The sequence below is a fragment of the Pseudomonas sp. 05T35 genome (assembly GCF_056396605.1).
The window spans coordinates 1-6,934 of sequence record NZ_JBFTLU010000444.1 but is presented as its reverse complement, the minus strand read 5'-3'; the positions used below and the strand labels follow the sequence as shown (position 1 = coordinate 6,934).

7 protein-coding genes and 1 pseudogene are annotated in these 6,934 nt (G+C 58.8%); 3 read left to right on the top strand and 5 right to left on the bottom strand.

Annotation, left to right across the window (positions count from 1 at the left end; all coding sequences use genetic code 11):
• Together AC1DH9_RS24875 and nudC are read left to right on the top strand one after the other, a co-directional pair.
• A partial coding sequence (locus tag AC1DH9_RS24875) for a crotonase/enoyl-CoA hydratase family protein (RefSeq protein WP_477808968.1) occupies nt 1-604 on the top strand: 604 nt, incomplete at its 5' end.
• A 6-nt stretch (nt 605-610) separates the two neighbouring features.
• Entirely contained in the window at nt 611-1,441 is an 831-nt protein-coding gene (nudC, locus tag AC1DH9_RS24870; RefSeq protein ID WP_427539319.1) for an NAD(+) diphosphatase, read from the top strand.
• Here nudC and AC1DH9_RS24865 read toward each other — a convergent pair.
• The 3 genes from AC1DH9_RS24865 to AC1DH9_RS24855 all read right to left on the bottom strand — a co-directional run bounded on the left by AC1DH9_RS24865 (nt 1,409) and on the right by AC1DH9_RS24855 (nt 3,379).
• Complete coding sequence (locus AC1DH9_RS24865; RefSeq protein ID WP_427539322.1) at nt 1,409-2,188, bottom strand: TSUP family transporter; 780 nt, start codon at nt 2,186-2,188, stop codon at nt 1,409-1,411. The genes nudC and AC1DH9_RS24865 overlap by 33 nt on opposite strands.
• 130 nt (nt 2,189-2,318) lie before the next feature.
• The gene (locus AC1DH9_RS24860; protein ID WP_427539325.1) at nt 2,319-2,798 is read right to left on the bottom strand and encodes a nuclear transport factor 2 family protein; all 480 of its coding nucleotides are present in this window, start codon (nt 2,796-2,798) and stop codon (nt 2,319-2,321) included.
• A 56-nt stretch (nt 2,799-2,854) separates the two neighbouring features.
• A complete protein-coding gene (locus AC1DH9_RS24855) occupies nt 2,855-3,379 on the bottom strand; it encodes a TetR family transcriptional regulator C-terminal domain-containing protein (protein WP_477808967.1) in 525 nt (174 codons plus the stop codon).
• Between the two features lie 11 nt (nt 3,380-3,390).
• Here AC1DH9_RS24855 and pssA point away from each other — a divergent pair, with 11 nt between their 5' ends.
• Nucleotides 3,391-4,734 (top strand): CDP-diacylglycerol--serine O-phosphatidyltransferase, encoded by a 1,344-nt coding sequence (gene pssA / locus AC1DH9_RS24850; RefSeq protein ID WP_427539331.1) that lies wholly within the window; start codon nt 3,391-3,393, stop codon nt 4,732-4,734.
• A gap of 65 nt (nt 4,735-4,799) precedes the next feature.
• On the opposite strand, the gene AC1DH9_RS24845 is transcribed toward pssA, so the two are convergent.
• Together AC1DH9_RS24845 and AC1DH9_RS24840 are read right to left on the bottom strand one after the other, a co-directional pair.
• A complete protein-coding gene (locus AC1DH9_RS24845; RefSeq protein WP_477808966.1) occupies nt 4,800-6,389 on the bottom strand; it encodes an ABC-F family ATPase in 1,590 nt (529 codons plus the stop codon).
• Nucleotides 6,390-6,401: 12 nt separating this feature from the next.
• Nucleotides 6,402-6,934: pseudogene (locus AC1DH9_RS24840) on the bottom strand (site-specific integrase); the annotation flags it as partial.

The window sequence follows — 6,934 nt, the reverse complement described above, 5'->3', positions numbered from 1 at the left end:
GCTGGCTTCGGTGGCCAATGAAATGGGCAAGGATGCGGGTCGCAATGCGCGCCTGTTGCGGCGCAAGATCCTGGCGTTGCAAGCTTCGTTCAACGCTGTCGATAATTGCCGTAAACCGGTGCTGGCAGCGATTCAGGGCTATTGCCTGGGCGGCGCGATCGATCTGATTTCCGCTTGTGATATGCGTTACGCGGCAGAAGACGCGCAATTCTCGATCAAGGAAATCGACATGGGCATGGCCGCCGATGTCGGCACTTTGCAGCGCTTGCCGCGGATCATTGGTGACGGCATGCTGCGCGAACTGGCATACACTGGTCGCACCTTCGGCGCAGAAGAGGCGCGCAGCATCGGCTTGGTCAACCGGGTCTACCCGGACACAGCCAGCCTGCTGGATGGGGTGATGGGCATTGCCCGTGAAATTGCTGCCAAATCGCCGATTGCGATTGCCGGGACCAAAGAGATGATCAGCTACATGCGCGATCACAGCATCAATGATGGCCTGGAATACATTGCTACCTGGAACGCCGCGATGCTGCAATCCGCAGACCTGCGGGTCGCCATGGCGGCGTCGATGAGCAAGCAGAAACCCGAATTTCTGGACTGAGCACACATGACTTCACGTTGGACCACTGCGGTACTCGACACCGACTTGCCCGGCGGCTGGGCCGTGGCCCGCAGCCCCGAAGGTTTTTTGTTCGACGACAACGGCGCGCTGTTCCCGCGGGAATGGCTGAAACGTCAGGACCTGTCGATTCTCGCCGAGCACGGCATCGGTTATCTCGACGGTGAGCCGGTGTATTTGCTGGAGCTCAAGGCTCACAGCGAAGTGCCGGGCTGCAACTGGAAAGGCCTGCGGGCGTTCATGCTCGATGGCGATCACACGGTTTATAAAGTGCTGGGTTATGCCGCGCAAGTCGGCACCTGGGCGCGGGAGCACCGGTTTTGCGGCAACTGTGGTCAGCGCATGACGCAGATACCGCGTGAGCGGGCGATGTACTGCGAACCCTGTGATTTGCGCTTTTATCCGCGGATTTCACCGAGCATGATCGTGTTGATCACTCGCGGCGACGAAATCCTGCTGGCGCGCTCGCCGCGCTTTGTTCCGGGTGTCTATAGCACCCTGGCGGGTTTTGCCGAGCCGGGGGAGTCGGCCGAGGATTGCCTGATTCGTGAAGTGCGCGAAGAGGTGCAGATCGAGGTCAGGAACATCCAGTATCTGGGCAGCCAGTGCTGGCCGTTCCCGCATTCGATGATGCTTGGTTTTCATGCCGAATACGCCAGTGGCGAGATCGTGCCGCAAGCCGACGAGATCGAAGACGCCCAGTGGTTCGACATTCATGCGCTGCCGCCGTTGCCGGCAGGGCGTTCGATTGCCCGCTACCTGATCGACATCTATGTGGCGCGACGCTTAGGCCATGCTGAACCAGTGTTGCCAGGCTAGACGCACGGTCAAGCCCAGTACCACGGTGATGAATACCGGGCGAATGAACTTCGCCCCACCGCTGATGGCGGTGCGTGCCCCAAAGAACGCACCGACCATCACCGACAGGCCCATGCTCAGGCCGATGATCCAGTCCACTTGCCCGGAAAAGATGAACACCGACAGCGCCGCGATGTTGCTGACGAAGTTCATGCTGCGCGCCACGCCGCTGGCCTTGACCAGATCGATGGGGTAGAGCAGCAGGCTGCTGACGGTCCAGAAGGCGCCAGTGCCGGGACCGGCCACGCCATCGTAGAAACCGAGGCTGAAACCCTGGCTCGACTGCCACTTCTTCTTGATCGGTGCGTCGCTGTCCAGTGGCGCTTTCGGCGTGCCGCCAAACAGCAGATACACGCCACAGGCGAAGACGATCACCGGGAGCATCTTGTTCAACCATTCAGCCGGAAGGTAGTGCGCAATGATTGCGCCGGTCAGTGCGCCGACCAGGGTTCCGAAGATCGCGTGTACCCACTGCCGCGGGTGGAATAGCTTGCGTCGGTAGAAGGTGAAACTGGCGGTGGCCGAGCCGAAGGTCGAGCTGAGTTTGTTGGTGCCCAGCACCAGGTGCGGCGGCAAACCGGCAGTGAGCAACGCCGGGGTGGTCAGCAGACCGCCACCGCCGGCAATGGCATCGATGAAACCGGCAATGAACGCGACGATGGCCAAAATGGCCAGAGTGGTGAGGTCTACGCTGAGTTCGAAAGGCATGAGGTCGACTTATTCGGCGGGGCAGAGGGCACGGCGGGGCGCCATCTTACCCATAACCGCCGCCCCCTGCGACCGCCCTGATACCCGGCATGATCGTTCCCACGCAGCATGGGAACGATCAGCAGCCGGGTTACAAGCCCAGGTCAGACAGGCCCGGATGATCATCCGGGCGCCGCCCCAGCGGCCAGTGGAACTTGCGCTCGCTTTCCTTGATTGGCATGTCATTGATGCAGGCGTAACGGTTGGACATCAACCCATGCTCATCGAACTCCCAGTTTTCATTGCCATACGAGCGATACCAGTTGCCCGAATCGTCGTGCCATTCATAGGCGTAACGCACAGCGATACGGTTCCCGGTGAAAGCCCAGAGTTCCTTGATCAGCCGGTAATCCAGTTCCTTGGACCATTTGCGGGTCAGAAAAGCCTTGGCTTCCTCCCGGTTGTTGGCGAACTCGGCGCGGTTACGCCATTTGGTATCCAGGGTGTAGGCCAGGGATACCCGTTGTGGATCGCGGGAGTTCCAGCCGTCTTCGGCCAGGCGAATCTTTTCAATGGCGGACTCACGGGTGAACGGCGGAAGTGGCGGACGAACTTCGGCATTAGATGACATTTAAAGTCTCCAGGGAAAGTGAGTGTCAAAACAGCCAGTTGATCTTGCTTGAACAGTTACAGGTCCAATAACTTTCGCGCCATGCATTGCGCATTATCGGCGGCACTGTGATCGCCCATGACAAGCGCAACAGTAATGGCGCCATCGATCAGGATCAGCAGCTGTTTGGCCAACGCTTCCGGATCGTCTACGCCATGTTCGGTACAGRGCTCGCGCACATAGTCGAGCAGTTTCTGTTTGTGTTCTTTCGCGACCAGGCGCACCGGGTCTTGCGGGTCGCCGGTTTCGCCGCTGGTGTTGATAAAGGCACAGCCGCGAAAGCCTTCGCTGGCGAACCAGTCCTTGAGCACGGTGAACAGGTTGAGCAGCCGTTCGGCCGGGGTTGGGGCCTTGTTCACCTCGGTTTTGAACCAGTTCATCCAGCGTACGTCGCGCCGCTGCAAAGCTCCCACAGAGGACCGCATTTCAAATGTGGGAGCAGCCGGTCGACGCTCGATTGCTCGCGAATAGGCCATTACAGACAGTAACAAGACCCGGACGGATCCATGGTGTAAGCTCTCGATTCTTCGGATTCGACCCATTTGCGAGCCCTATGCCGTCGCTTTTCAAACGCTCTCTACTGCCCAAACTGCGCAGTTTTCCGCTGACCGCCGATGCGGTTTCTATCCTTTCTGGCGCTGCCGAGTTCCGTCGTTGCCTGCTGGAGAAAATTGCCCAGGCGACCCAGCGCATCTACATCGTCGCGCTTTACCTGCAACACGACGAAGCGGGACAGGAAATCCTCGATGCCTTGCACGCTGCCAAAGCTGCGCGCCCGGAACTGGACGTGGTGGTGGTGGTTGACTGGTTACGGGCGCAGCGCGGTTTGATCGGTGCCGGCAAACAACCGGGCAATTCGGCGTGGTATCAGCAGCAGACTCGCGAACATGCCAGCGAAGTGCCGGTGTATGGCGTGCCGGTGCAAACCCGCGAACTGTTCGGTGTGTTGCACCTTAAAGGCTTTGTGATCGATGACTGCGTGATCTACAGCGGTGCCAGTCTGAATAACGTCTATCTGCACAAATTCGACAAATACCGTTACGACCGTTATCACGTGCTGCGCAACCGGCCGCTGGCCGATTCCATGCAGCACCTGGTGCAGCACGGGTTGATCGCCTCTAAAGCCGTGCACCGTCTTGACGTGCCAAACCTGCCGACCACCCGCAGTCTGCGCAGTGACATTGGTGACCTGCGCAGTCGCCTCAAGCACGCGGTGTACGACACCACGGCGGGTACGCTGGACAAGGGTGGTCTGACAGTCAGTCCGCTGCTCGGGGTCGGTAAAAACAACCCGTTGAGCCGGGTGATCTGTGAGTTGATTGCCTGCGCCCAGCATCAGCTGACTATTTGCACACCGTATTTCAACCTGCCATTGCCGGTGACCCGTGAAATCAACCGGGCGCTGGCACGCGGGGTGAAGATCGATATCATTGTCGGTGACAAGACTGCCAACGACTTCTACATTCCGCCAAGCGAGCCGTTCAAGGTCATTGCCGCGTTACCGTATCTCTATGAAATCAGCCTGCGACGCTTCGCCAAGCGCCATCAGCGGGTGATCGACAGCGGTCAGTTGAGCCTTCATCTGTGGCGCGACGGCGACAACACCTATCACCTCAAAGGCATGTGGGTCGACGAACGCTACACCTTGTTGACCGGCAACAACCTCAACCCGCGAGCCTTCCGCCTGGACCTGGAAAACGCTTTGCTGATCGACGACCCGAAAGGTGAGTTGCAGGAACCCCGTCGCAGTGAGCTGGCGGAGATTTTCCACAACACCCGCCGCATTGAACGCTATCAGCAGTTGGAAACCTTGCTCGAATACCCGCCGGCGGTGAGCAAGTTTCTGCGTCGGGTCAGCCGGGTACGGATTGAGCGCTTGCTCTACCGCATCCTCTAGTCAAAAACACAAAAGCCCCGTCACATGGACGGGGCTTTTACGTGAAGCGCGCGGCTGAAAACTGCTTAGAACACTACGCCCTGGCTACGCAGGTAGTCATCGTAGGTGCCGCTGAAGTCGATCACACCGCTTGGGCTCAGCTCGATGATTCGAGTGGCCAGCGACGATACGAACTCACGGTCGTGGCTGACGAAGATCAGCGTGCCCGGATAGTTTTCCAGCGCCAGGTTCAGCGCTTCGATGGATTCCATGTCCAGGTGGTTGGTCGGTTCGTCCATCACCAGCACGTTCGGCTTTTGCAGAATCAGCTTGCCGAACAGCATGCGACCTTGCTCACCACCAGAGATGACCTTGACCGACTTGAGGATCTCGTCGTTGGAGAACAGCATGCGGCCCAGGGTGCCACGGACCAGTTGCTCGCCACCTTGAGTCCAGCGACCCATCCAGTCGAACAGGTTGGATTCATCTTCGAAATCCGAAGCGTGGTCCTGTGCGTAGTAGCCGATTTCTGCGGCGTCGGTCCATTTCACGCTACCGGCATCCGGGCTCAATTCGTTGACCAGGGTGCGCAGCAGGGTGGTTTTACCGATACCGTTCGGGCCGATGATCGCCACACGCTCGCCGGCTTCAACGGTGAAGCTGAAGTCCTTGAACAGATTCTTGCCGTCGAAGCCCTTGGCCATACGCTCGACGATGACCGCCTGGCGATGAAGCTTCTTGTTCTGCTCGAAACGGATGAACGGGCTCACGCGGCTCGAAGGTTTGACTTCGGCCAGCTGGATCTTGTCGATCTGCTTGGCGCGGGAAGTGGCTTGCTTGGCTTTCGAGGCGTTGGCCGAGAAGCGGCTGACGAACGATTGCAGTTCGGAGATTTGTGCTTTCTTCTTGGYGTTGTCCGAGAGCAGTTGCTCGCGGGACTGGGTCGCCACGGTCATGTACTCGTCATAGTTGCCCGGGAACAGGCGCAGCTCGCCGTAGTCCAGGTCAGCCATGTGGGTGCAGACACTGTTCAGGAAGTGTCTATCGTGGGAGATGATGATCATCAGGCTGCTGCGCTGGGTCAGCACGTTTTCCAGCCAGCGGATGGTGTTGATGTCCAGGTGGTTGGTCGGTTCGTCGAGCAGCAGCACTTCCGGATCGGAGAACAGTGCCTGAGCCAGCAGAACGCGGAGTTTCCAGCCTGGCGAAACTTCGCTCATCGGGCCGAAGTGTTGCTCGATGCCGATACCCAGGCCCAGCAGCAGTTCACCGGCGCGCGATTCGGCGGTGTAACCGTCCATCTCGGCAAATTCGGTTTCCAGCTCGGCGACGGCCATGCCGTCCTCTTCGGTCATTTCCGGCAGCGAGTAGATGCGGTCGCGCTCGGCCTTGACCTTCCACAGCTCTTCGTGACCCATGATCACGGTGTCGATCACGGTGAATTCTTCGTAGGCGAACTGGTCCTGGCGCAACTTGCCCAGACGCACGTTCGGTTCGAGCATGACCTGACCGCCGGACGGATCGAGGTCGCCACCGAGGATTTTCATGAAGGTCGACTTGCCGCAACCGTTGGCGCCGATCAGGCCATAGCGGTTACCCGCACCAAATTTGACCGAAACGTTCTCGAACAACGGCTTGGCGCCGAACTGCATCGTGATATTTGCTGTGGAGATCAATTACTTTACCTATCAATGGGTTGCGGGCTGCGCATTTGATGCTTGGGCCATTCCTGGGGCATTCTGGAGTTTTTCCATCTCTCCCCAGTCTCCGCTAGAGTTCAGCCAGCGCGCATAAGTCGACAGCAGCATTTGGACGCTGTGTCCAAGCTGTTGAGCAATAAAGGCGGGGTTCATGCCAGACATTGTGCATATTGTCGCATAAGTGTGACGGCAGTTGTACGGCGGCCGATAACGCGTCGCCAGCTTCTTCAGGGTTGGCGCCCATTGTTTGTACAGGTCTGAGGTCTGACGGATGTACTGACTCATCTTTAAGGGCGGGGAAACGTAGGGAAACTCCTTGATTGAACTACTCCCGGCTTTCCGGCGCTCCGCGTATTGAGCGGCGAATTCCAGGGTGTGCAATGCCCGCCCGTTAAGCAGGACGTACCGATTTCTCTTCGCCTGGCGCGCTTCTTTATGGTCCCTCGCACGATGGCGCGATTGCCGCTTCTCCCTGGCCACGGATTCCTGGCGCAGAGCAATGATCTCCTGCGGGCGCATGC